5 protein-coding genes are annotated in these 1869 nt (G+C 58.6%); all 5 read left to right on the plus strand.

Translation table 11 applies throughout. The annotated features are described in order from the left end of the window. The coding region (locus BG52_RS08115; RefSeq protein WP_317628393.1) for an NAD(P)H-dependent glycerol-3-phosphate dehydrogenase at positions 1-278 on the plus strand (278 nt) is incomplete at its 5' end. Positions 279-354: 76 nt separating this feature from the next. Further along, positions 355-630, plus strand: a complete 276-nt coding sequence (locus tag BG52_RS08120) for a stage VI sporulation protein F (protein ID WP_036582627.1) — start codon at positions 355-357, stop codon at positions 628-630. 157 nt (positions 631-787) lie between these two features. After that, positions 788-967, plus strand: a complete 180-nt coding sequence (locus tag BG52_RS08125; RefSeq protein ID WP_036582625.1) for a DUF2768 family protein — start codon at positions 788-790, stop codon at positions 965-967. Between the two features lie 35 nt (positions 968-1002). After that, positions 1003-1299: a 2Fe-2S iron-sulfur cluster-binding protein gene (locus BG52_RS08130; protein WP_036582623.1), complete on the plus strand. Its 297-nt coding sequence runs from the start codon at positions 1003-1005 to the stop codon at positions 1297-1299. A gap of 17 nt (positions 1300-1316) precedes the next feature. Next, on the plus strand, positions 1317-1869 hold a 553-nt coding region (locus tag BG52_RS16055), incomplete at its 3' end, for a nucleotidyltransferase family protein (protein ID WP_190287501.1).

The following is a 1869-nucleotide window of genomic DNA, read 5'->3' on the forward strand; positions in this document are numbered from 1 at the left end:
GGAGCCGCCACAGCCGCAATTGGCGGGCGGGCTCGATGCTTGCGCAGGGTTTGCCGCTGGAAGAGGTGCTGTCACGGATGGGCATGGTTGTGGAAGGGGTCCGCACAACGCGTGTCGCGCACGAGCTGGCCAAAGCCTATAACGTGCAAATGCCGATTTCGGAGCAATTATATGCCGTTCTGTTCGAACAAAAGCCGCCCAAGGCGGCCGTCGAGGACTTAATGGGCCGAGGCCGCACCCACGAGAGCGAAGAGGTGTCGAAAGCCTGGCATTCCTGACCGGCGGGCCGGGCCTTGCACCATTCACCTTCTCCGTTCATAAGATGCTAGCAGCACCTTGGAGGAGGGAGAAGAAATGGCAAAAAACATCTCCAAAGACGTTCTGAACGCCGTTAACAAAAAAACCGGCAAGCCGATCAGCGAAAATGCGGTCAAACAGCTGGCGAGCGGCGTAACTTCGGATACGATGCAGGACGAGGCCGAGCTGCGAAAGCTGATCAAGCGAGTTTCCACGATGGCCAATGTGCCTGTGTCGGAAGACACGGTGGGCGATATTGTCGATGCGGTCAAGAAGAGCGGAATGAACCTGAGCAACCTGGAGTCCCTCGTGAAGATGATGCTTAAAAAGTGACGATTTGCCGGAAGGTGGAGCCGGCCGGGCCGTATGCCGATGTGCTGCGTCCGGCCGGCTTTTGTCGTATGGCGGCGGCCATGGTATAATTTGATTGCTTGCAGGCGGTTTTTGGGCCGCCATTTTATTATAGTACGCGTCGAGGCTGGTGTGCTTAGTGGATGCAATGACAAAAATGTGGGTGTCGCTCGTCGGCATCGGTCTAATGGCGATTTCGGCGGTAGTCATAACCGTTGCAAGGACCAAAACGAAAGGGTTTCTCCGGCTTGTGCTGACGCTGACGGCGTTCGGCCTGCTCATTATCGGCTTTATTTCCGGTTTGTTCTCGATCCTATAGCTTGAACACATTCATCAAAACGGGGGTGGAACGGAATGCTGCTGCTTAAAGGCCGGGCAAAATCGGCGCAGGTAGAGGCAGAATCGGGCTTTACGATATTGGATCTTGCGATAAAGGCCGGTGTCGACTGGGGGTATTCGTGTACTCGGGGAACTTGTGCCCGCTGCCGAACTTTCGTCGAGGAGGGCGCGGGATTTCTTGAGGACGTCACCGACGCCGAATGGGACAGGCTGGAGCCTGAGGAGCTGGAACAAGGCTATCGGCTCGCCTGCCAAGCGATCGTGAAGGCGGGCGCCGGCACGATCCGCGTCGTCAACCGGTTTTATTTTTAAGATTGGACGTGGAAACGATGACGGAGAGCGATGCAATTGAACGGGCGCTCGGTGAGATTGCCCGCAGGCTTACGGACTCCGGCGCCTCCTGGGTCGTTGGTGGAAGTGCCGGACTGATGCTGCGCGGCATCGCGCTGCCGAGGCCTCCGCGCGATTTGGACATATATGCGGACGTCGGCGATTGCGGGCTTATTCATGAGCGGCTCGCGGCGTATGCGACGGACAAGCCCGTGCGGAGCGTGACAGCGATATACGAGTCTCTCTTAAGCCACTACGAGATTGCCGGAGTCGCGGTCGAGCTGGTTGGCGGATTTGTCGTTTCCGCAAACGAAGGGCGTTATGAAGTCAAGGTGCCGGACGGCCTGCTCAAGGATGCGGAATGGCTGAAGCTTGGCGGAACGGAAGCGGCGCCCGTCCGGGTGCCGCTCGTTCCGCTTGCGCACGAGCTGTGGTTCAATCGTCTGAGGGGCCGCGCAGACCGGTTCGAACTGGTCGCGGCCGTCATGGCAGAGCAGCCCGATCGGCACGAGCCGGCGTTGCGCAGGCTGGAAGCCGCGAATCGGCTGACTA

The organism is Paenibacillus darwinianus (assembly GCF_000598065.1).
Classification (GTDB): Bacteria; Bacillota; Bacilli; order Paenibacillales; family Paenibacillaceae; genus Paenibacillus_I; species Paenibacillus_I darwinianus.

Bases quoted from the DNA above. Each gene is read 5' to 3' on its own strand.
- BG52_RS08120 (WP_036582627.1), top strand. From the start codon at position 355: ATGGCAAAAAACATCTCCAAAGACGTTCTGAACGCCGTTAACAAAAAA.
- BG52_RS08130 (WP_036582623.1), top strand. From the start codon at position 1,003: ATGCTGCTGCTTAAAGGCCGGGCAAAATCGGCGCAGGTAGAGGCAGAA.